This window comes from Leucobacter sp. VD1, assembly GCF_037150695.1.
Taxonomy (GTDB): Bacteria; Actinomycetota; Actinomycetes; order Actinomycetales; family Microbacteriaceae; genus Leucobacter.
The window spans coordinates 373943-394794 of record NZ_JBBCPO010000001.1 but is presented as its reverse complement, the minus strand read 5'-3'; the positions used below and the strand labels follow the sequence as shown (position 1 = coordinate 394794).

Below are 20852 nucleotides of genomic sequence, written 5' to 3'. Positions count from 1 at the left end.
CTCGCAATAGCGAACGGGCCCCGGGGCCACTTCGAGATGTTCGAAGCGGCCCCGGGCCCGCGGGTGCGCTGCGGCTTAGCGCAGCGCGTTCTGCTTCCGGGCGCGACGCACGAACAGTGCGGTCGCACCGAGCAGGAGCAGCGCGGCCGAGCCGATCGCGGGGCCGGCGATGGAGCCGCCGGTCTTGGCGAGCGGAGCCGAGGGTGCTGCCTTGGAGCCGGTCGAACCGCCGGGCGTGGGCTTGGGGTCCACTCGCACCGTGGGGATCTGATCCTGTGAGGGGTCAGACGTGACCGGCGAGGCCGTGCCACCGGCGAGAGCACGGGTCTGCATCGTCAGTGGCTTGCCATTGAGGTCGCCGGGCACGGTGGTGTACTCCACGGAGCACTCGATCGATTGGCCGGGCAGCAGCGGGTTCGGCGTTGCCGGGCAAACGGGGGTGCCGATCTTGCCTGCACCACTGAAGCTGGTGATCTCAACGCCGGGGTCGGTCAGCGAGACATTGCCGTTGTTGGTCACGGTGAAGCTGTAGCGCACGCGCTGACCGGCACGGTCGATCTTGGTGGTGTCGGTGGTCTGCTCGAGTTCGAGCTCCGGAGCAGGCGTGATCGTCAGCTCGGTCTTCGAGGGGCCGCTGGTGACGGGGCCGGGCGTCAGCCCGCCCGCGGGAACGCTACCCGTCGCGGTCGCGGGGCTCAGCACCGAACCGCGGTCGATGTCTTCCTGGGTGAGCTCGTAGTCGGCGGTGCATACCGATTCGGCGTTGACGGCAAGATCCGTGGGCAGCGCGGGCGTGCAGCTCAGGTTCTTGAGTGCGCCGGATCCACCGAAACCGCTGGTGTCGAGGGTGACCCCGGTGAGGGGCTCGGTGCCGGAGTTCTTCACCTTGAAGGTGTAATCCACCTTCTGACCGGCACGGTACGCACCGGGAACCGAAGGCGTCACGGTCTGGTCGACGGTCAGCTTGGGCTCGGTCACCACGAGGGAGCTGTCGGTAGCGCGGTCCACGAGGTTTGCAGACTCGGAGGTCAGCTCGTCGGTGCCGACGGGGAGCGTGCCGGCAACATCAGTGGTGAAGGGGATCTTCACCGTGCACACGCCACCGCGGGTGACATCGAGCTTGCTCGCGTCAACGACGCCGCCGGTGAGGGTGACGCTGGGCGCGGTGCCGCAGTTCTCGAACACGGGCGTGGCCCCCTCGGGCACCACGAACCACTCCGGCAGCTTGTCGGTGAACTCGAGACCGCTGAAGTCGACCTGACCGTCGACGTCTGGGTTCGTGAGCGTGTACACGAGGAAGCCACCCTCGCCCTTGCGCACCGGTGTGGGTGTGACGCTCTTTGTGAGGTTTGCGGTGGGGAACGAGAAGTACCAACCCCAGCCGTCGTTGGCGGTGACGGTCTCGGTGAAGTTGACCTGGCTCACTGCGCCCGGGCCAAAACCGAAGGAACCGCAGCGACCGTTGGGGTTCGACCCGTCGTTGCCGATGCACCATAGACCAGCAGTGGCAGCGGGCGAGGTGTTGATGGTGTTGGTCGCCGTGTTGGCCTGCATGGCGTTGTTCTTGCTCAGCGTAGTGAGCTGCAACGGCGCACCGGCCGTGTTGGTGCCGGACACCTTGACATCCGTGCTGTCGATGTTGAGCACGTGGTAGAGCAGGCCCTGCACGGGCTTCGAGAAGCTGAGGCTGTAGCTCACGGAGCCGGGCCGGCTCTCACGCGCTGCCATTGCCACGCCAGCAGCGGGCGCGGGCGTCAGAAAGGCGAAGCTGTTGCTCGCACCGGCCGGGTTGGCGAACTGCTGCCAGCTGTTCTTCATAGCGCCGCTATTGGTGACCGCGGTGATCTGCTCGGTAGCGGTGACCATATCAGCACCTGCTCCGAAGGTGTAGGTGCGCTGCCCGCCGACGAGGGCATCACCCGACACGGGGCCCGACGGCACGCCCCACGACTGCGACGAGGGCGGTGCCGCCTCAGCGGCTGTCTCCCCCGCGGCGGTGGTGGCAACCGCCAGCCCACTCACGGCAAGCAAGCCCGCCAGGCCCAGGGCACTGAGTCGGGCAAGCTGCGAATGACTGCCGGGTTCTCGATTTACGCGCACACGCACTCCTGTTGACTATCTCAAAAGCATTAGCCGAAGGCGTCTCAGCGCACGGGTCAAGAAAAATACGCGACCCGCAAGTTGCACCAATACACCCAGGCAATTCCTCATTTCAACGTAGTCGGCAGCAATCAGCACCTCGTCTCCACCTCCACCTTTTCACCCTGGTTTTCACCCCCGCATCACCCGCTCTGTTGCTCCATTCATCTGTGCCGCACACACAAACACCGCAGGCACCCGGGGAATCCCCGGGTGCCTGCGGTGGTGTGCGATGCTGAAGCGGCGTTAGGCCGATTCAGCGTCGCAACGCGCAGCCGATTCGGCTGCGCAACGGATCAGCGGGCGGCCGAACCGTCGGTGTAGTCGTCGTCGCTCTGCTGCCATGCGAAGAGCTTGCGCAGCTCGGCACCGGTCTTCTCGATGGGGTGCGACTCGGCCTTGGCGCGCAGCTGCTGGAACTCGGCGCCGCCGTTGTCCTGATCCTCGATGAAGCGCTTCGCGAACGCACCCGACTGGATGTCGGCGAGCACGGACTTCATGTTCTCCTTGACGGAGGGGTCGATGACGCGGGGGCCGGAGACGTAGTCGCCGTACTCGGCGGTGTCGCTGACCGACCAGCGCTGCTTGGCGATGCCGCCCTCCCACATGAGGTCGACGATGAGCTTGAGCTCGTGCAGCACCTCGAAGTAGGCGATCTCGGGCTGGTAGCCGGCCTCGGTGAGGGTCTCGAAGCCGTACTGCACGAGCTGCGAGGTACCGCCGCAGAGCACGGCCTGCTCGCCGAACAGGTCGGTCTCGGTCTCTTCGGTGAAGGTGGTCTTGATGACGCCGGCGCGGGTGCCACCGATTGCCTTCGCGTACGACTTCGCGGTCTCCCAGGCGGTGCCGGTGGCGTCGACCTCGACGGCGATGATGTCGGGGATGCCACGGCCGGCCTCGAACTCGCGGCGCACGGTGTGGCCCGGAGCCTTGGGGGCGACGAGGATCACGTCAACGCCTGCAGGTGCCTCGATGTAGCCGAAGCGAATGTTGAAACCGTGTGCGAAGGCGAGGGTCTTGCCCTCGGTGAGCTTGTCCTTGATCTGCTCGTTGTAGATCGCACGCTGGTGCTGATCGGGAGCGAGGATCATGATGAGGTCTGCCCACTCAGCAGCATCGGCAACAGTCTTGACCTCAAAGCCGGCCTCTTCAGCCTTCTGGATCGACTTCGAGCCTTCCTTGAGCGCGATGACGACCTCGACGCCCGAATCGCGCAGGTTCATTGCGTGGGCGTGGCCCTGCGAACCGTAGCCGACAACGGCGACCTTCTTGCCCTGGATGATCGACAGATCGGCGTCGGCATCGTAATACATCTCAGCCACTTGGGACTCTCCTTGTGTTGTGTGGGTGTGTCAGTTGTTCAACGAGGTCGGCGCGACCTCGTTAGTTTTTGAAGACGCGCTCCGAGATCGACTTCGAGCCGCGGCCCATTGCGATAAGGCCGGACTGCGCGATCTCCTTGATCCCGTAGGGTTCGAGCACTTTCAGGAAGGCATCGATCTTGCCGGTGTCTCCGGTGACCTCGATGGTGAGCGCATCGGGCACCACGTCGACCACGCGAGCGCGGAACAGGTTTACGGCCTCGAGCACGTGCGAACGGCTCTGGTTGTCGGCGCGCACCTTGATGAGCACGTGCTCGCGCTGCACCGAGGTGGACTCGTCAAGCTCGACGATCTTGATGACGTTGACGAGCTTGTTGAGCTGCTTGGTGACCTGCTCGAGCAGGGTCTCGTCTTCGTCTACGACGACGGTGATGCGCGACAGGCCGCGCATCTCCGTGGGGCCGACGGCAAGCGACTCGATGTTGAAGCCGCGACGGGCGAAGAGCCCGGCGACACGGGTCAGCAGACCGGGCTTGTCCTCCACGAGGAGGCTGAGTACGTGACGGCTCATGGTTACTCGTCCTCCCACTCGGGGCTGTGTTCGAGGGCGTACTGAATATCGCTGTTAGAGGTGCCCTGGCGCACCATCGGCCACACCATCGCGTCGGCACTCACCACGAAGTCGATGACGACGGGGCGGTCGTTGGTCTCAAGCGCGAGCTTGATGGCATCGTCGACCTGGTCTTCGCGCTCCACGCGGATCGCGAGGCAGCCGTAGGCGTCGCCGAGCTTCACGAAGTCGGGGATGCGCTGCGAGCCGTGCCCGGTGTTGAGCTCGGTGTTCGAGTAGCGACCGTTGTAAATGAGGGTCTGCCACTGGCGCACCATGCCCAGCGAGGAGTTATTGATGATCGCGACCTTGATCGGGATGTTGTTCACCACGCAGGTGGCGAGCTCCTGGTTGGTCATCTGGAAGCAGCCGTCGCCGTCGATCGCCCACACCACACGCTCAGGCTCTGCGACCTTCGCACCCATTGCGGCGGGAACGGAGTAGCCCATCGTGCCGGCGCCACCCGAGTTGAGCCACGCACCGGGGCGCTCGTACTTGATGAACTGCGCAGCCCACATCTGGTGCTGGCCGACACCGGCCGCGTAGATGCCCTCGGGCCCCGTCAGTTCGCCGATGCGCTGGATGACGTGCTGCGGGGAGAGTAGTCCGTCGCTCGTCTCCTGGTAGCCCAGGGGGAAGCGCTCCTGCAGCATGCGCAGGCGCTCCCACCACGCGGAGATGTCTGCGAACTCTCGGCTGAGCTTAGCCGTGGAGACCGCGGCGATGAGATCTGCGATGACGTCGGCCGCGTCACCGACGATGGGCACGTCTGCGGCGCGGATCTTGCCGATCTCAGCGGGGTCGATATCTGCGTGAATCACCTTCGCCTCGGGGGCGAAGAGCGCTGCCTTGCCGGTGACTCGGTCGTCAAAGCGGGCACCGAGCGTGATGAGCAGGTCGGATTCTTGCAGCGCGAGCACCGCAGGCACGGTGCCGTGCATACCGGGCATGCCGAGGTGCTGCGGGTGCGAGTCGGGGAAGACGCCGCGCGCCATCAGCGTGGTCACCACGGGGGCGCCCACGAGCTCGGCGAGCTGCAGCAGTTCTTCGGATGCGCCGGCGCGGCCGACGCCACCGCCGACGTAGAACACTGGGCGCTGCGCTGCCGCGATGAGTTCGGCTGCGGCCTGAATCTGCTTGCTGTTGGCCTTCGTGATGGGCCGGTACCCGGCAAGCTCGACGCGTGCGTCCCACTCGAAGTCGAGGATGCCCTCCTGGGCGTCCTTGGTGATGTCGACGAGCACGGGGCCGGGGCGGCCCGTGGAGGCGAGGTGATAGGCCGCGGCAATAGCGCCGGGGATTTCCTCGGGCTTCTTCACCAAGAAGGAGTGCTTCGTGATGGGCATAGTGACACCGACGATGTCGGCTTCCTGGAAGGCATCGGTGCCCATGAGGTGCGAGAACACCTGGCCGGTGATCGCGAGCAGCGGCACGGAGTCCATGTAAGCGTCGGCGATCGCGGTGACGAGGTTCGTCGCGCCGGGGCCTGAAGTGGCGATGCAGACGCCCACCTTGCCCGTCGCAGCTGCGAAGCCTTCTGCTGCGTGGCCGCCGCCCTGTTCGTGGCGCACGAGCACGTGGCGCAGGCGATCGGCGTCCATGAGTGCGTCGTAGAGAGGCAGCACGGCGCCACCGGGAAGGCCGAAGACGTCGGTGACGCCCAACGCTTCGAGGCTGCGCACGACGGCTTGGGCACCGGTCATCCGCTCACCGCGTTGCGCCGCGGGTTTCGATGGGGGAACTGCACTCGATTCCGAGGTCATTGCTTGCTTTCCTGGTCTGAGGTGTGAATGCGTTCGGCACGGCTCCGAGGCCGACATGCTGCGGCGGCTCGGAGTGAGTGCCCACTCCGCGGAGCGGGCCTCTGCTGCGAGCCGCCGGGCGTTGTCGGCGGCACCGGATCAGCCGGTGACGGCGCCTTCGGAAGCCGAACGGACGAGCTTGGCGTACTTTGCCAGAACACCGCGCGTGTATCGCGGGGGAAGCGGGGCCCAGCTTGCTCGGCGGGCCTCGAGCTCGGCGGGATCTACCAGCAGATCGAGCGTTTGTGCGACGACATCGACCCGAATCAGGTCGCCGTCGCGGACCAGGGCAACCGGACCTCCGTCCGTTGCCTCAGGCGCGATGTGGCCGATACACAGGCCGGTTGTGCCGCCTGAGAATCGTCCGTCCGTCAATAGTAGTACATCCTTGCCGAGCCCTGCGCCCTTGATGGCGGCGGTGATCGCGAGCATCTCGCGCATGCCGGGGCCACCCTTGGGGCCCTCGTAGCGGATCACGACGACGTCACCCTTGTTGATGGTGCCTTCGGTGAGGGCGTCCATCGCGGCGCGTTCACGGTCGAAGACGCGGGCGGGGCCTTCGAAGACCTCGGCGTCGAAGCCTGCAGTCTTCACCACGGCGCCCTCAGGGGCGAGGCTGCCGGTGAGGATGGTGAGGCCGCCGTTCTCGTGCAGCGGATCATCGAGCTTGCGAATCACTTTGCCGTCGAGCTCGGTGGTGACGTCGGCGAGGTTCTCGGCGACAGTCTTTCCAGTGACGGTGAGTGCGTCGCCGTGCAGCAGACCGGCATCGAGCAGCGCCTTCATGATGACGGGCATGCCACCGACACGGTCGAAGTCTTCAGCGACGTACTGGCCGAAGGGCTTCATATCGGCGAGGTGCGGGGTCTTCGCGCCGATGCGGGTGAAGTCTTCGAGGGTCAGCTCGACCTCGGCCTCGCGCGCGATGGCGAGCAGGTGCAGCACGGCATTCGTGGAGCCGCCGAGCACCATCGCCACGGTGATCGCGTTCTCGAAGGCCTTCTTGGTGAGGATATCGCGGGCCGTGATGCCTTGACGCAGCAGGTTAACGACGGCCTCGCCCGAGCGGTGGGCGAAGTAGTCGCGGCGGCGGTCGGCGCTGGGGGGCGCCGCCGAGCCGGGCAGGCTCATGCCGAGCGCTTCTGCAACGCACGCCATGGTGTTCGCGGTGTACATGCCACCGCAGGCACCCTCGCCCGGGGCGATCGCGCACTCGACGCGCTTCAGGTCTTCTTCGCTGAGCGTGCCGGCCTTGCACGCACCCACGGCCTCGAAGGCGTCGATGATGGTCACCTGCTTCTCGGTGCCGTCTGAGAGCTTGACCCAGCCCGGCGCGATCGAGCCGGCGTACAGGAACACCGAGGCGAGATCGAGGCGAGCCGCGGCCATCAGCATGCCGGGCAGCGACTTGTCGCAGCCCGCGAGCAGCACTGAGCCGTCCATGCGCTCAGCCATGATCACGGTTTCGACGGAGTCGGTGATGACCTCGCGGGAGACGAGCGAGAAGTGCATGCCCTCGTGGCCCATCGAGATGCCGTCAGAGACGGAGATGGTGCCGAACTGAAGCGGGTAGCCGCCGCCAGCGTGCACGCCCTCCTTGGCGCCCTGCGCAAGCCTGTCGAGGCTCAGGTTGCAGGGGGTGACGTCGTTCCAGGAACTCGCAATGGCGATCTGGGGCTTATCCCAGTCTTCATCGCCCATACCGACCGCTCGGAGCATGCCCCGGGCAGCGGCCTTCTCGATCCCATCGGTGACGTCGCGGCTCCGCGGCTTCATGTCAATCTCTGCCATGTCAACAGTCTAGCCGCCACCGAGGACACCGACGCAGCATACGCAAGAGCGCCGAAGGATCCAGGATCCTCCGGCGCTCAGTATCGGCGAACCGCCGCGCTACTTGCCGATCGCGGGCAGCAGAGAGAAGGGCAGCACGAAGCCGACGATGGTGGCCGCCAGGCCGCCGATGAACGTCCACAGCTCAACAACCTGACCCAGTGTGACATTGAAGCCGAAGCTCATCAGCACCATGCCGCCGATGACCAGCACGATTGAGAGGATGAAGAAGATCGCGGTAGTCGCGCTCACCGCCCCCTGCGAGCTCTCCTCGAACAGCGTCTCCTGCTTCGCCATGCCGGCCTCTCCTTCGCTCTCGCTTCGGTCGGCCTCTCCGAGGCCGGGTGTGATCTGCCCGCGGCGCGGGCTCCTGATGGCAAGATTACCCCACTGGCGCGCAGCGCCTGATCCGCCCCTCGCGCAGCGCCCGATCCACCCCTCGCACAGCACCGCAACGAACAGTGGCTTATCAGAAACGAAGCGGCGTGGGAAGGCAGCTGATCGCGGGCGGGCAGGGAGTAGGCTGGCGGGAGACCTCGATCCGCAGCGGATCAGTCCAGGCAACCCGAGGGAGGAATCGTGTCGATCGGCAAGTACGTGACCAATCCCGGCGTGATCGGAGCAGCCGCGGGCGCGCTCAGCACCGCCCGGCGCACGCAGTCCATGCGGAAAGACTGGCGACGCATGCTCGTGTGGGGCGTCTGGCTCGCCGGATTCGCGCTGGCGATCGCCACGGTTGCGATGCAGGAGCAAGACACCGAGTACGAGCTCGAGAACGAAGCGGCGAAGCGCCGCAAGAAGCAGGGCTAGCCACCCCCAAGTACACTCGTCTCGGCGCGTCGGGAAGTCTGGTCGACACTGTAACGAGAGTCCCCTTCCTGAAAGGCGCGAGATGAACGAGCCCCGCCACTCCCCCGAAGCCCCCAGGCGGCAGCCCAGACCGCGCCGCCTACTGCGGCTTGTCAACCAGCGGGAAGCCGCGCGCGTCAGCACGCTGCTGCGCGGCGAGGTGGTGGGTGGTGTGATCGTGATGGTCGCCGCCCTGATCGGCTTCATCGCGGCGAACAGCCCCCTCGCTGACGACTACTTTGCACTGCGCGACACCCGCATCGGCCCCGCATCCCTGCACCTCGATCTATCGCTCGGCCAGTGGGCCGCTGACGGCCTGCTGGCCATCTTCTTCTTCATGGTGGGGCTCGAACTCAAACGAGAGTTCGTCGCGGGCGAGCTGAGCCGCTTCTCGACGGCGATCGTGCCGGTCGCAGCCGCGTTCGGCGGGGTGGCCGTGCCGGCGCTCATCTACGTGGCGTTTACCGCGGGCACCCCAGCAGTGCACGGCTGGGCGATCCCAACAGCCACCGACATCGCCTTCGCAGTCGCCGTGCTCGGCCTCATCGCCCCCCGGATTCCGCCGGCGCTGCGCATGTTCCTGCTGACCCTCGCGGTGGTCGACGATCTCATCGCGATCAGCATCATCGCGATTTTCTACACTGAAGGCATGCAGTGGCTACCCCTCGCCGCGAGCCTGCTGCCGATAGCGGCCTACGCGTTCCTGGTGCGGCGCTTCCCTGCCTGGTTCGCGAAGTCGGGGTGGGGTCCGTGGCTGATTCTGCTCCCGATCGGGGGTGTTGCGTGGGCGCTCTTCCATGCCTCCGGCATCCACGCCACGATCGTGGGCGTGGTGCTCGCGTTCCTGGTTCCTGTCTCGGGTGTCGGCGGCACCCAGCTCGCGGAGGTATTCGAGCACCGCTTCCGCCCACTCTCGACAGGTATCGCCGTGCCCATTTTCGCGTTCTTCGCAGCCGGGGTGGCCGTTGGGGGTGACTCGCGCTTCCCCTTCGACCCGATCGCGCTGGGCATCATGGTCGGCCTGGTCGTGGGCAAGCCCCTCGGCATCGCGGTCTCGACGTGGCTGCTCACCCGCTTCACGAGGGCCGAGCTCGACGAGTCGGTTCGGTGGCGCGAACTCATTGGCGTGGGCGCGCTCGCGGGCGTTGGGTTCACGGTGGCTTTGCTGGTGGCGGATCTGAGCTTCGTCAATGCTTCCGATGCTGACACGGCACGGCTCGCAGTCATGTCGGGTTCCGTGATTGCCGTGGTGGTGGCCGCGGCCCTGCTGGTGCGGCGGCCTGCTGCCCGCAAGCGCTGACACTCGGAGGCCGGGCGACACGCCCGTGATCCGCCGTTTGCCGACTGAATTTGAACGGTTGGAAAATCCCGTGTTAGTATTTTCCCTGTTGCTCAGCGAGCAGCAGGCGCCTTTAGCTCAGTTGGTAGAGCAGCTGACTCTTAATCAGCGGGTCCACGGTTCGAGCCCGTGAGGGCGCACGCAGTGAGAAAAGCTCCACCTCAGGGTGGGGCTTTTCTCGTATCCGAACCCGGTTTACCGACCGTTCATGGAAGGCGTGCGATGCCCGCTTCACTCCCCATCCCCTCGACCGATCTCGCGTTCGCGCTCGATCTCGCCGATCTCGCCGATGCGGTCTCCCTGCCGCGCTTCCAGTCGGCTGACCTCACGATCGAGACGAAGCCCGATCGCACCTTCGTCACCGACGCCGACAAGGCCGTCGAGCGCGCACTGCGCGAGCGGATCGAGGCCGAACTGCCCGGCGACAGCTTCTTCGGTGAAGAGTCGGGTCGCTCCGAAAAGGGTTCTCGGCGCTGGATCATCGATCCGATCGACGGCACCGCCAACTTCCTGCGCGGCGTGCCGAACTGGGCGACCCTCATCGCGCTCGAGGTCGACGGCGAGCCGACGGTGGGAGTGGTCTCTGCACCCGGCTTCGGCGCGCGCTGGTGGGCAGAGACCGGGAGCGGCGCCTGGGGTCAGCAGGCCGGGCAGGATCCGCGCAAGCTGCGCGTCTCGGGCATCAGCGAGCTCGAGCATGCTTCTCTCAGCTTTCAGAGCATCGAGCAGTGGGATGTTGCCGGCTACCTGCAGCCCCTCATCGAGCTCAGCCGCGCGGTGTGGCGGGATCGCGCCTACGGCGATATGTGGTCGTACATGCTGCTCGCCGAGGGCTTGCTCGACGTCGTTGCCGAATTCGATGTGAAGCCCTACGACCTCGCAGCGCTCGTGCCCATCGTGCGCGAGGCAGGAGGCCGTTTCACCGACATCGCAGGCTCAGAAAGCGCTTGGAATGGCAGCGCTCTCGCCACGAACGGCGCCCTGCACGACGCGGTGATCGCCACCATCGAGGATGCCCGCGCGGCCGACGGAACCACCCGGTGATGGGCCGCTCCCCCGCGCCCTGGCGTGCGGCTCTCGCCCTCGCAGTCGACGCGGCTCTCGTGCTCCTGTTCGCGGGGATCGGCCGCGCAAGCCACTCTCGTGGCGGAGCACTGCTCGGCCTCATCGAGACTGCGTGGCCGTTCCTCGTGGGGTTGCTGCTCGTGTGGGGCTGGGGCATGGTGTGGCGTGAGCCCGTGCGACCGCTGCGCTCCGGGGTGCCCGTGTGGGTCGGCACCGTGGTGCTCGGCATGGCGATGCGACTGCTCTCGGGGCAGGGCACCGCGCCGGCGTTCATCATCGTCGCCACGGTGACCCTCGGGGCCTTCCTGCTCGGATGGCGCGGGATCGTCACGCTCGTGCTGCGCATCCGACACCGGAAGCATCACCCGAAACACCCCTGAACCACAACGAACCCCGACGCCCGCAGGCGCCGGGGTTCGTCAGTGCGAGAACCTTGCTCAGTCAGCCATCTTGGCGAGCATCTCGGCGGCCCGGTTCGAGAACCCCCACTCGTTGTCATACCAGCTGGTCACCTTGACGTGCTTGCCCTGCACCTCAGTCAGCTCGGAATCGAAGATCGAGGAGTGAGAGTTGCCCACGATGTCTGAGGAGACAAGCGGCTCGTCGGAATACTCGAAGACATGCTCGAGGGCGCCCTCCGCGGCGGCGGCCCGGTATGCCTCGAGCACCTCCTCGCGCGTCACCTCGCGCGACACTGCGGCGTTGAGCTCGACGATCGAACCGACCGGCACCGGTACGCGCATCGAGGTGCCCGACAGCTTTCCGTCGAGCTGCGGCAGCACGAGACCGATGGCCTTGGCTGCACCCGTTGAAGTGGGCACAATGTTGAGGGCAGCGGCACGAGCACGCCTCCGGTCCTTGTGCGGGCCGTCGATCAGGTTCTGATCCTGGGTATAGGCATGCACCGTGGTCATGAAACCCTGCGTGATCCCTGCGAGGTTATCGAGCACCTGCGCGAGCGGCGCAAAGGCATTGGTGGTGCAGGATGCGTTCGAGACGATGCGGTGCTTCGCTGGATCGTAGAGGTGATCGTTCACACCGACCACGACGGTGAGATCGGCACCCGTTGCCGGGGCGCTCACGAGCACCCGCCCGGCGCCGGCGTCGAGGTGCTTGCGGGCATCGTCGGCCTTGGTGAAGCGCCCCGTCGACTCGAGCACGACGTCAACACCGAGCTCGCCCCAAGGCAGCTTCGCGGGGTCAGCCTCGGCGAACACCTTGATGCGACGGTCGTCGACGATCAGCTCTCCGTCTTCGAAGGAGATGTGCCTCTTCAGGCGACCGTAGACGCTGTCCCACTCCAGCAGGTGCGCAAGCATTTCACCGTTGGTGAGGTCGTTGACCGCGACCACTTCGATGTCGCTCTGGTTTTTCAGGATTGCGCGCAGCACTCCTCGTCCGATACGTCCGAATCCGTTGATAGCCACCCGTGCGGTCATGGTTGCACTTTCTCCTTCAGCGTTGATCGCGAAATGCCTCATATCTAGGATGAGGCGAATTCCGCACCACGTCCAGTGGCACTAATGCCAGTGTTCGAACGTATTCTGCCAAGATGTGGTGACGATCCGCCCCCTCCGCGACCCTCACCCCGATCACACAACCAGGCCACCGCCACTCACGACCTGCGAGAAAAGGTGCGCCGATAATCGCTCGGTGTCGTGCCCAGTACCGCACGGAAATGCCGTCGCAAATTGGTCGCCGTGCCCAACCCCACGATGTCCGCGATCTCCTCTACCCCAAGCCCCGTCTCCTCCAGCAACTCACGCGCACGATCCACACGCGCCCGCATGATCCACTGCATCGGCGTATACCCTGTCTCATCACGAAAACGGCGCGCCAAGGTGCGTTCCGACACCCGAGCATGAGCCGCAAGAAGCGGGATATCAAGCGGCTCACCCAAACGCCGCAGCGCCCAGGCCCGCGTCTCAGTGAATCGCTCGCCATGCGTCTCAGGCACCCCCTGCGGCACAAACTGCGCCTGGCCGCCACTCCGATACGGGGCCGCCACAAGCCGCCTCGCAGCGTGATTCGCCACCGCCATGCCCGCCTCCTTGCGCAAAATATGCAAGCAAAGATCGATGCCAGATGCAGCACCGGCCGAAGTCAACACCGAGCCCTCATCGACAAACAGCACCCGCTCGTCAACCCGCACCTCTGGAAACCGTTCGGCAAGCACACGCGAATAATGCCAGTGCGTCGTAGCGCGCCGACCATCGAGCAGCCCCGTTGCGGCGAGCGCAAACGCGCCCGTCGAGATCGCCGCGAGTCGCGCCCCACGCGCGTGAGCGGCACGCAGCGCCTCGATAAGCGCCGGCGGCGGAGCATCGCGGTCAGGGTGCCGGTAGCCCGGAACGAACACGAGATCCGCCACCTCAAGCGCCTCAATGCCATGCTCCACATGGTAAGAAAGGCCATCGCCGCCCGCGATCAACCCCGGCTGCACCCCGCACACCTCAACCGAGTACGGCATGCTGGCACGAGTCGTGAACACCTGCGCGGGAATACCGACATCGAGCGGCTTCGCCCCCTCCAACACCACAACCGCAACCCGCTTCATGAACCCTCAGCCTACCCGCGGGGCGGGTAGGCTGAGGGTATCCCCGACCCGAGCGAAGGCCACTCCTGCATGAGCCGTCAGCACTCCCCCGCCGAGGCGTTTCGAGCGTTCTTGAAACTGGGGCTTACCTCCTTCGGGGGCCCTGTCGCCCACTTGGGGTATTTTCGCGATGAGTTCGTGGTGCGGCGGGAATGGCTGAGCGACAGGCAGTATGGCGAGCTGGTGGCGCTGTGTCAGTTTCTGCCTGGTCCGGCGTCGAGCCAGGTGGGCTTTGCGCTGGGTCTGATGCGTGGCGGCCCGCTGGGTGCGCTCGCCGCGTGGGCAGCGTTCACCTTGCCGTCGGCGGTGTTGCTGGTGTTGTTCGCGGTCGGTGCGCTTGCCTTCGACGGGCCACTGTGGGCGGGGGTGCTGCTGGGGTTGCAGGCGGCCGCAGTTGCGGTTGTGGCGCATGCGGTGTGGGGTATGGCACGCACGCTCACCCCTGATGCGCCGCGTCTCGCGATCGGTATCATGGGTGCGGCTTTGGCGCTGTTGTTGCCTGGCCAGTTTGGCCAGTTCGGGGCGATTGCGGCTGGTGTGGTCGCGGGTGCTGTGTGGTGTCGGCGTTCGTTGGGTGAGGATCCGCCTGCGTTGCTGCTGCGGGTGTCGCGGCGGGCTGGTGTGATCGCGTTAGCGATGTTTGTTGCTGTGGTTGTCGGTTTGCCGATGCTGAACAGTCTGGTGCCTTCACTGTGGGTGGGAATTGCTGACGCGTTCTCGCGGGCTGGTGCGGCGGTGTTTGGCGGTGGTCATGTGGTGCTGCCGCTGTTGCAGGCTGAGCCGGCGGTTGCGGCGGCGGTGTCGCCTGAGCAGTTCATTGCGGGGTATGGGGCGGCGCAGGCGGTGCCGGGGCCGCTGTTCACTTTCGCGGCGTATCTGGGGTTTGAGATGGGGGCTGGGTGGACGGCTCCGTTGACCGCATTGCTCGCGCTGGTTGCGGTGTTTGTGCCGGGTATGTTGCTGCTAGTGGCGGCGCTGCCGTTTTGGAACGGGCTTCGTGCGAGGCCGCTTGCGCGCGCGGCGATGGCGGGCGCGAATGCTGCTGTGGTGGGGATTCTTGCGGCGGCACTGTGGCATCCGGTGATCACTTCTGGGGTGGCGGGCCCGGCATCGCTGGCGATTGCGGTGGGCGGGCTGCTGATGCTCGCTCTTGCGAAGTTGCCTGCGTGGTGCGTGGTGCTTACGGCCGCGGCTGCAGGTGTGCTCGCGGGACTACTCGGAATCCCGTAGCCCCGTCGGTTCCTCTTCCGGGCGTTCCTCGGCGAGACGCCGTTCGACTTCCCGGTTCGGCAAGCCGAAGCGGATCGCGGCGGCGCCGATCAGGGTGACTGCCGCGCCGATGACAAAGGCGAGCAGCGAGCCGTCGAGCAGACTCGCGCGAGCACCGTCGAGGATCTCCTGCGTATAGTGCGGGTACTGCTGCGCGACATGTTCGGCCGAGGCGAACGACGATTGGAGGGCTCTGGTGACCTCGGCGCTCAGGGAGGCGGCATCCGGGGAGGCCGCGATCTTGCCTGCGATGACCGCGGCGAATCCGCTGGCGAGCACTGCCCCGAGGAGCGCTTGCATCACTGATCCGCCGAGGTCGTTCTGCAGGTCTGAGGTTGCTGAGGCCATGCCTGCACGGCGCACGGGGGTGCTGCTGGTGAGCGCGCGCCGGGAGGCTGTCATGACGAAGGTGACGCCGATCCCGATCATGAAGAATCCGAATCCCACCAGCGGGTAGGGCGAGTGTTCGCGCCAGAGCAGCATACTGAGCATGGCGGTCAGCAGAAAGGCGTAGCCGAGGAGCATGGTGTCGCGGGTGCCGAACCGCCCCACGGCGCGGGCTGAGAGCGGTGCTGCGAGCATGAGGCTCACGGCGGCGGGGATGACGGCGAGCCCGGTTTGCAGTGGGCTGTACCCCATCACGCTCTGCATGAACTGTTCGCCGACGAACATGGCACCGCTCAGGGAGCCGACGGCGATGAGCCCACCAACTGCGGGCAGCCAGAAGAGCCGCTGTTTGGCGACACTCAGATCGAACAGCGGAAAGCTTGCCCGTGCTTGCCGCAGCCCGAACAGCAGGAGCAGAAGCGCGGCGGCTGCGAGCAGCACCACGCCGATGGTTGCGCCGCCCGGCGCGAAGACGATGCTGACGCCGAGCACGAGGGCACCGAGCGCGGTCGCTGAGAGCACGCCGCCGAGGTGATCGACGGGGGTGTTCGATTCCGCGATGTGCGAGGGCACGAAACGCAGCACGAGCACGAAGGCGATTGCTGCGATGGGGGTGCTGAGCATGAACACCCAGTTCCAGCTGGTGAGCACCAGCACGAGGCCCGCGAGGATCGCCCCGGCGATAGTGGCCATGCTCGAAACGCTCGACCAAATCGCGATGACGCCTGTGCGGCCGGGGCCTTTCGCCCAGAGCGCGGTGATGAGCGAGAGCGTGGTGGGGAACGCCATTCCGCCGGCAAGCCCCACCAGCACCTGCGCGACGATCAGCATCTCGACCGAAGCTGACAAGCTGGAAAGCGTGCTGGCCGCGAGCGTGCTCGCGATCCCGATGAGCAGCATTTGCTTGCGGCCATAGCGGTCGGCGACGGCCCCCAGGTAGAGCACGGAGATTGACAGGCCAAGGCCTGTGGCGAGTGCGACGAGATTGAGCGCGGTCTGCGACGCTCCGAACTGCTCCCCGATGTCAGGAACGGCGATGCCAGCAACAACCGTGTTGATGTTGCATACAGCGGCAGCGAACAAAAGCGCAACGAGCGTGCCGCGCGCCCGCGGGGGCGCGTCGGTTGTGCTCGCTTCGGGGGTTTCGGTGGCGACGTCCACGGGGCTCCTTTGTCTCGCACCCGGTCGCGTGATCGGTGCCGCACCAGTATCCCGTATCACGGGCGGGCAGCCCAAGCACCGGGTCGCCGAACCGAACAGACGGCACCGAAACGACGGCACCGAGTCGACGTTGGCCGGGCTGCGCAGCGGAGCCGCTCAGGGCAACGGAGACTCGGGGCGATGATCGCGCGCCGCTTCCTCCTGCTGGTAGACATCGGGGGTGCCATCCCCATCGGCATCCACCTGTTCACGCTCGAGGGCCTTGCCATGTGCACGATTCCGCAGACCCAAGAGCACGGACGCCAGCAGTGCGGCGGTCACCGAAGCCGCGAGGATCGCGAACTTCGCGAAGCCGTACTCGGGCGCTTCGGGAGCGAAACTGAGCTCTGCGATGAGCAACGACACTGTGAAACCGATGCCGGCGAGAAGGCCGACCCCGATGAGGTCGACCCATCGGAGAGCCGGGTCGAGCCGGATACCCGCAGCCCTCGTCAGCAGCCACGTGGTCACGACAATGCCCAACGGTTTACCCACGACCAGCGCTGCGACGATGGCCACTGTGACGGGGGCTGCAACCGCGATCTGCACCCCGTCCCATCCGCCGACGGCCACCCCGGCAGCGAAGAACGCGAACACCGGGACCGCGACCCCCGCTGAAATCGGCCTGAATCGATGTTCGAACTCCTCGGCAAGCCCGCGACCTGCCGATGGGTCGCGATCCGCTGCCGCCCGGAGCTTCACCGGCACCGTGAAGCCAAGCAGCACGCCCGCAATTGTGGCGTGGATCCCCGAAGCGTGCATGAACGCCCACGCCACGATGCCGATCGGCAGCAAGATGACCCACGCTGCGAATGCGCGCCGGCCGAAGAACTCCCGGTAGCGCTGGGCGATGCAACCGTAAACAACGATGACCACAAGCGCAATGACCAGCGGGATGATGTCGATGCGATCCGTGTAGAAGATCGCAATGATGCTGATGGCGATGAGGTCGTCGACGACCGCGAGCGTCAGCAAGAAGATGCGCAGCGCGCTCGGAAGTTTCGACCCGATGATGGCGAGCACCGCGAGCGCGAAGGCGATGTCAGTCGCGGTGGGGATCGCCCACCCCTGGCTCACGGCTGCGTCGCCGCGCACGATGAGAATGTAGACGACCGCAGGGACCGCCACTCCCCCGACCGCGGCAGCCACCGGCACGATCGCCGTGCTGAAGCGTCGCAGATCGCCGGCAACGAACTCCCGTTTGAGTTCGAGGCCGACGAGGAAGAAGAAGATCGCGAGCAGGCCGTCTGCGGCCCAAGCACCGAGACTGAGCTTCAGATGCCAAGGTTCATAGCCGAGCTCGAAGTCACGGATGGTGAAGTAGACCTCTGCGGCCGGTGAGTTCGCCCACACGATGGCAATCGTGGCGGCGACGACCAGCAGAACGCCGCCAACTGTTTCTTTCCGCAGAATCTCTGAAATTCGGCCGGCTTCCGAGAATGAGCCGTATCGAGGAAACGAACGTCGGGTACTCCGCGAGGAATCGGTCATGGTTGCTCCAGTTTTCTGGTCGATGCATTCTTCGCCGACCAGACTTCCCGGCACTCCACTGCGGCCGCTGGCGTCCGCAGACCTCCATCCTATGGTGCGCATGCGGGAAGCGCACCTACGCACCGAATGCGCGATTCGGCGTGACGCGGACGTGTCGGACGAGTATACGATCGAGTGCGTCCTGCATCTGTAACAAGAAGGGACTCAAGCTGGGAGGTTCGCCGATCATGGAGCCACACACCGGAGCCATCGCGCTTGGGCAGCTGAGGCGGCAAGCGCGTCACTCATGGCACCGGGTGCGCTACATGCTGGGCCATTCCCCGGCCCGCATCGCGATCAGCGTGTTCATCGCAGCAGTGTTCGTGTTCACTCTGCTACTCACCTTGCCGGCAGCTTCGGCCGACGGCACTGCGACCGCCCTCCCCGACGCACTGTTCACCGCCGTCTCGGCCGTGACCGTCACCGGGCTTACGAGTGTGGACACCGCGGCGCACTGGTCATTCTTCGGGGAAGCGGTGATCCTTGTCGCGATCCAGACCGGTGGGCTCGGCGTCGTCACCATCGCTCTTCTGCTCGGGCTCATGGTCACTCGTCGACTCGGCGTCAGTAGCCGCGTGTTCGCGAAAGCCAGCATCGGTTCCGAGGGACTCGGCGAGGTCGGCCGACTGCTCCGAGTGGTCGTCGTGACGACCCTGGCGATCGAGGCAGCGCTCTTCGCTGCGCTCGCGCCAGCGTTCATCACCGCCGAAGGGTCCTTCGGGCAGGGGCTTTGGAATGGAGCGTTCTACGCGATCTCCGCATTCTCCAATGCGGGGTTCACCCCTCATGACGGCGGGCTGGCAGCATTTGACGACAATCTCTTCGTGCTCGCGCCGATCACCATCGGGGTGTTCGTGGGCAGTTTCGGCTTTCCGGTCTATCTCAACCTCATCCGCGCGAGATGGACACGCCAGCGGTGGACGCTGCACACCAAACTCACTTTGGCGACGACGACGATTCTGCTGCTCCTCGGCACGGCCGCGTGGGCGCTCTTCGAATGGAATAACCCGGCGACCGTCGGTGCCGAACACTGGGGAAGCAAGCTCGGACACGCGCTCTTCGCATCAACGATGATGCGCTCGGGTGGTTTCGCTATCGTCGACATGGAATCCTCGACCTCGACCACGATGCTGCTCAGCGACGCGATGATGTTCGTGGGTGGCGGCTCCGCATCCACAGCGGGTGGCATCAAGGTCACCACTCTCGCGGTGCTGTTCCTCGCGATCATCACGGAGGCACGCGGTCGCCAGCACACGAATGTGATGGGGCGCCGCATTCCGAACAGCACGCTGCGGCTGGCGATCAGCGTGACATTCCTGGGGGCGACGCTCGTCTTCGTTGCGTCGGCTCTGCTCACCGTCGTCAGCGATGCGAAACTCGATCGGATCCTGTTCGAGGTGATCTCGGCCTTTGCGACCTGTGGACTCTCCGTGGGGATATCGAGTGAGGTCGGGGCGTTCGGAAAGTACGTGCTGTCGGCGCTCATGCTCGTCGGTCGAGTCGGACCCATCGTGCTCGCATCAGCTCTCGCCCTCCGGCAGAAACGCGAATCGTTCACGCTGCCGACCGAGCGCCCGATCATCGGCTAGGCACGAGACGCGCGTCTCGCAAGATCAACTCACGGCGACGCCGAACAACACCCCAATCACATAGGTGGCCACCATGGTCGCCGAGCCCATCACCACGTTGCGCAGGATCGCGCGGCCTCGCGGTGCCCCGCCGAGCGCGGCGCTGATCCACCCCGTGAGCAGCAAGCCGAGCACCACGGCCACTGCCGCAATCCACACTCGATGCTCGCCGAAGGGCAGCAGGATCATGATGAGCGGGACCAGCGCGCCGACAGTGAACGAGATGAACGACGAGACCGCCGCTGCCCACGGGCTCGTGTACTCGTTGGGGTCGATGCCGAGTTCGACCTCGGCATGAGCAGCGAGCGCGTCCTTCGCGGTGAGTTCCACCGCAACCTGGTGCGCAAGATCAGGCGACAACCCGCGGTCACGGTAGAGTCCGGCGAGCTCCTCCAGCTCTTCTTCGGGCATTTCGGCGAGTTCGCGCCGCTCTTTCTCGATCAGCGCGCGCTCGGTGTCGCGCTGCGTGCTGACCGAGACGTATTCTCCGCCCGCCATTGAGAAGGCGCCTGCGACGAGGGCTGCGATGCCTGCGGTGGCAATAGCGATCACGTTGTTGGGTGTGGCCCCGGCCACACCGATCACCACACCGGCCGTCGATACGATGCCGTCGTTCGCGCCGAGCACTCCGGCGCGCAGCCAGTTGAGGCGCTGTCCGATGTTGCCACCGTGGGCTTCGCCCTGATGGGGCTGCGATGCGGGGGTGGCGGGCTTGGTTTCGCTCATACTCATATCCTGGCCGCTGGCTGCAGCACCCGCAACGCAGGAAAGCCTGGCCTCACCACAAAGCGCAGAGGCCGCCCCTGGGGGCGGCCTCTGCGGTGTGTGGTGCAGTGCGTGATGCGAATGCTCTGGTGGAGCCGCGGGGAATCGAACCCCGGTCCACTTCGACGATTCCGTGCCTTCTACGAGCGTAGTTCATGCAAACGTTCTACTCGGCCCCGTTCCTTGTCACGAACACCTAGAACGACAGGCCCAGTCTCAGTGAAAGTCCCGATGCGCCCTGAGACACGACGCATCAGCAAGCCTCCTAGATGACGCCAGGAAACCGGGGCGGAGGCCCACCCGACCTGACGGACTCGGTCTCGTGCTTAGGCAGCGAGAGCGAAGTCGGTGCGCTTAGCGTTGGCACCTATGGTTTGCGAAGGGCGTTTACGAGATAACTCCGCGTCCTCGGCCCGCTTCTCACAGTCTCAAAATCGACGTGTCGAAACCGATCGGCCCCGTGTGCGCCGCAAGCGGCGCTCGCACCCTGGGGTGCAGCTTAGGGGCATTCGCATCACGCG

General features: G+C 65.7%; 16 protein-coding genes, 1 tRNA gene, 1 other RNA gene and 1 pseudogene. 7 read left to right on the top strand and 12 right to left on the bottom strand.

Going from position 1 to position 20852, the window contains the following annotated elements; all coding sequences use genetic code 11:
* Window positions 1–75: 75 nt before the first annotated feature.
* From WFL22_RS01940 to WFL22_RS01915, 6 genes and pseudogenes are all read right to left on the bottom strand, one after another.
* Entirely contained in the window at window positions 76–2100 is a 2025-nt protein-coding gene (locus WFL22_RS01940) for a DUF7507 domain-containing protein (RefSeq protein ID WP_336991246.1), read from the bottom strand.
* Window positions 2101–2435: 335 nt separating this feature from the next.
* Window positions 2436–3479 (bottom strand): annotated as a pseudogene (gene ilvC / locus WFL22_RS01935) (ketol-acid reductoisomerase); the annotation flags it as partial.
* Window positions 3480–3522: 43 nt separating this feature from the next.
* Window positions 3523–4032, bottom strand: a complete 510-nt coding sequence (ilvN, locus tag WFL22_RS01930; RefSeq protein ID WP_336651401.1) for an acetolactate synthase small subunit — start codon at window positions 4030–4032, stop codon at window positions 3523–3525.
* A 2-nt stretch (window positions 4033–4034) separates the two neighbouring features.
* A complete protein-coding gene (locus WFL22_RS01925) occupies window positions 4035–5834 on the bottom strand; it encodes an acetolactate synthase large subunit (protein WP_336651402.1) in 1800 nt (599 codons plus the stop codon).
* A gap of 138 nt (window positions 5835–5972) precedes the next feature.
* A complete protein-coding gene (gene ilvD, locus WFL22_RS01920; RefSeq protein WP_336991243.1) occupies window positions 5973–7664 on the bottom strand; it encodes a dihydroxy-acid dehydratase in 1692 nt (563 codons plus the stop codon).
* A 99-nt stretch (window positions 7665–7763) separates the two neighbouring features.
* Window positions 7764–8000 carry a hypothetical protein gene (locus tag WFL22_RS01915; protein WP_336651404.1) on the bottom strand — a complete coding sequence of 79 codons (237 nt, stop codon included), beginning with the start codon at window positions 7998–8000 and terminating at the stop codon, window positions 7764–7766.
* 282 nt (window positions 8001–8282) lie between these two features.
* Between WFL22_RS01915 and WFL22_RS01910 the strand changes: the two genes are divergently transcribed.
* The 5 genes from WFL22_RS01910 to WFL22_RS01890 all read left to right on the top strand — a co-directional run bounded on the left by WFL22_RS01910 (window position 8283) and on the right by WFL22_RS01890 (window position 11336).
* Window positions 8283–8513 (top strand): hypothetical protein, encoded by a 231-nt coding sequence (locus WFL22_RS01910; RefSeq protein WP_336991242.1) that lies wholly within the window; start codon window positions 8283–8285, stop codon window positions 8511–8513.
* Between the two features lie 82 nt (window positions 8514–8595).
* Window positions 8596–9852, top strand: coding sequence for a Na+/H+ antiporter NhaA (nhaA, locus tag WFL22_RS01905; protein ID WP_336991240.1), 1257 nt, complete (start codon window positions 8596–8598; stop codon window positions 9850–9852).
* Window positions 9853–9958: 106 nt separating this feature from the next.
* A tRNA-Lys gene (locus WFL22_RS01900) sits at window positions 9959–10031 on the top strand.
* A gap of 82 nt (window positions 10032–10113) precedes the next feature.
* Window positions 10114–10935 (top strand): inositol monophosphatase family protein, encoded by an 822-nt coding sequence (locus WFL22_RS01895; protein ID WP_336991238.1) that lies wholly within the window; start codon window positions 10114–10116, stop codon window positions 10933–10935.
* Entirely contained in the window at window positions 10935–11336 is a 402-nt protein-coding gene (locus tag WFL22_RS01890; protein ID WP_336991237.1) for a DUF3054 domain-containing protein, read from the top strand. The genes WFL22_RS01895 and WFL22_RS01890 overlap by 1 nt, the downstream gene beginning before the upstream one ends.
* A 57-nt stretch (window positions 11337–11393) precedes the next feature.
* Here WFL22_RS01890 and gap read toward each other — a convergent pair whose 3' ends face one another.
* Both gap and WFL22_RS01880 read right to left on the bottom strand, forming a co-directional pair.
* A complete protein-coding gene (gene gap / locus WFL22_RS01885) occupies window positions 11394–12395 on the bottom strand; it encodes a type I glyceraldehyde-3-phosphate dehydrogenase (protein ID WP_336651409.1) in 1002 nt (333 codons plus the stop codon).
* A gap of 176 nt (window positions 12396–12571) precedes the next feature.
* Window positions 12572–13513 (bottom strand): GlxA family transcriptional regulator, encoded by a 942-nt coding sequence (locus tag WFL22_RS01880; protein ID WP_336991236.1) that lies wholly within the window; start codon window positions 13511–13513, stop codon window positions 12572–12574.
* 69 nt (window positions 13514–13582) lie between these two features.
* Here WFL22_RS01880 and chrA point away from each other — a divergent pair, with 69 nt between their 5' ends.
* Window positions 13583–14782 carry a chromate efflux transporter gene (gene chrA / locus WFL22_RS01875; protein ID WP_336991234.1) on the top strand — a complete coding sequence of 400 codons (1200 nt, stop codon included), beginning with the start codon at window positions 13583–13585 and terminating at the stop codon, window positions 14780–14782.
* Here the strand turns inward: chrA and WFL22_RS01870 are convergent.
* Window positions 14765–16369 carry an MFS transporter gene (locus tag WFL22_RS01870; protein WP_336991232.1) on the bottom strand — a complete coding sequence of 535 codons (1605 nt, stop codon included), beginning with the start codon at window positions 16367–16369 and terminating at the stop codon, window positions 14765–14767. The two genes, chrA and WFL22_RS01870, sit on opposite strands and share 18 nt — an antisense overlap.
* Before the next feature lie 156 nt (window positions 16370–16525).
* The gene (nhaA, locus tag WFL22_RS01865; RefSeq protein WP_336991231.1) at window positions 16526–17899 is read right to left on the bottom strand and encodes a Na+/H+ antiporter NhaA; all 1374 of its coding nucleotides are present in this window, start codon (window positions 17897–17899) and stop codon (window positions 16526–16528) included.
* Window positions 17900–18126: 227 nt separating this feature from the next.
* Here nhaA (WFL22_RS01865) and WFL22_RS01860 point away from each other — a divergent pair, with 227 nt between their 5' ends.
* Complete coding sequence (locus tag WFL22_RS01860) at window positions 18127–19527, top strand: TrkH family potassium uptake protein (protein ID WP_336991230.1); 1401 nt, start codon at window positions 18127–18129, stop codon at window positions 19525–19527.
* A gap of 24 nt (window positions 19528–19551) precedes the next feature.
* On the opposite strand, the gene WFL22_RS01855 is transcribed toward WFL22_RS01860, so the two are convergent.
* Both WFL22_RS01855 and ssrA read right to left on the bottom strand, forming a co-directional pair.
* Complete coding sequence (locus tag WFL22_RS01855) at window positions 19552–20292, bottom strand: VIT1/CCC1 transporter family protein (RefSeq protein WP_336651415.1); 741 nt, start codon at window positions 20290–20292, stop codon at window positions 19552–19554.
* A 126-nt stretch (window positions 20293–20418) separates the two neighbouring features.
* Window positions 20419–20791, bottom strand: a transfer-messenger RNA (tmRNA) gene (gene ssrA / locus WFL22_RS01850).
* Between the last annotated feature and the right edge of the window lie 61 nt (window positions 20792–20852).

Excerpts from the sequence above, each read along its gene's own strand:
- ilvD (WP_336991243.1), bottom strand. The coding sequence starts at position 7,664 with ATGGCAGAGATTGACATGAAGCCGCGGAGCCGCGACGTCACCGATGGG.
- WFL22_RS01925 (WP_336651402.1), bottom strand. The coding sequence starts at position 5,834 with ATGACCTCGGAATCGAGTGCAGTTCCCCCATCGAAACCCGCGGCGCAA.
- nhaA (WP_336991231.1), bottom strand. The coding sequence starts at position 17,899 with ATGACCGATTCCTCGCGGAGTACCCGACGTTCGTTTCCTCGATACGGC.
- ilvN (WP_336651401.1), bottom strand. The coding sequence starts at position 4,032 with ATGAGCCGTCACGTACTCAGCCTCCTCGTGGAGGACAAGCCCGGTCTG.
- nhaA (WP_336991240.1), top strand. The coding sequence starts at position 8,596 with ATGAACGAGCCCCGCCACTCCCCCGAAGCCCCCAGGCGGCAGCCCAGA.
- WFL22_RS01895 (WP_336991238.1), top strand. The coding sequence starts at position 10,114 with ATGCCCGCTTCACTCCCCATCCCCTCGACCGATCTCGCGTTCGCGCTC.
- gap (WP_336651409.1), bottom strand. The coding sequence starts at position 12,395 with ATGACCGCACGGGTGGCTATCAACGGATTCGGACGTATCGGACGAGGA.
- WFL22_RS01880 (WP_336991236.1), bottom strand. The coding sequence starts at position 13,513 with ATGAAGCGGGTTGCGGTTGTGGTGTTGGAGGGGGCGAAGCCGCTCGAT.
- WFL22_RS01855 (WP_336651415.1), bottom strand. The coding sequence starts at position 20,292 with ATGAGCGAAACCAAGCCCGCCACCCCCGCATCGCAGCCCCATCAGGGC.
- WFL22_RS01860 (WP_336991230.1), top strand. The coding sequence starts at position 18,127 with ATGGAGCCACACACCGGAGCCATCGCGCTTGGGCAGCTGAGGCGGCAA.
- chrA (WP_336991234.1), top strand. The coding sequence starts at position 13,583 with ATGAGCCGTCAGCACTCCCCCGCCGAGGCGTTTCGAGCGTTCTTGAAA.
- WFL22_RS01890 (WP_336991237.1), top strand. The coding sequence starts at position 10,935 with ATGGGCCGCTCCCCCGCGCCCTGGCGTGCGGCTCTCGCCCTCGCAGTC.
- WFL22_RS01915 (WP_336651404.1), bottom strand. The coding sequence starts at position 8,000 with ATGGCGAAGCAGGAGACGCTGTTCGAGGAGAGCTCGCAGGGGGCGGTG.